We start from the raw sequence: 456 nt of genomic DNA on the forward strand, positions 1-456 counted from the left end.
TTTTATTAGTTTATTCATTATCTTGATCAACTAGATATTCATTCCGATAGCTTAGATGAAAGTATTGAAATGTTGGATGTAATTGCTCGGAGACTGCATGCTAGGATTTGGCAAGGGTAAAAAAATAAAGCAACTGGTAGAAATTATAGGTTCTACTTTCTCTAGTCAGGTGATGTTAATGCCTATCAGTCCAGTCGAGTTAATTTCAATTTCAAAACGTAACAAATTGATTTCAGGTTATATCATGGGCTTTCATCATCAAATTATTTCGCGTTCTCCTTTCAAACCAATTGACCAGCAAGGAATTCTAGTAGAGAGCTATTATAATCTTTTTGGGTCGGATGACGCTCAAGAAATACTAGACTTCACATTTAGCAACCTTCGAGATGAAGTTTTTAAATCGGGCTTTGACCTAGGAAGCAAAGATATCACTGACTTTAGTAGAAACTCCAAAAA

Annotated in this window: 1 protein-coding gene; it reads left to right on the forward strand. The window is 34.6% G+C overall.

The window, feature by feature from the left end; translation table 11 throughout:
* Positions 1-178 precede the first annotated feature (178 nt).
* A partial coding sequence (locus tag A3766_RS21010) for a hypothetical protein (protein ID WP_156509017.1) occupies positions 179-456 on the forward strand: 278 nt, incomplete at its 3' end.

The sequence above is a fragment of the Oleiphilus sp. HI0132 genome, assembly GCF_001635845.1.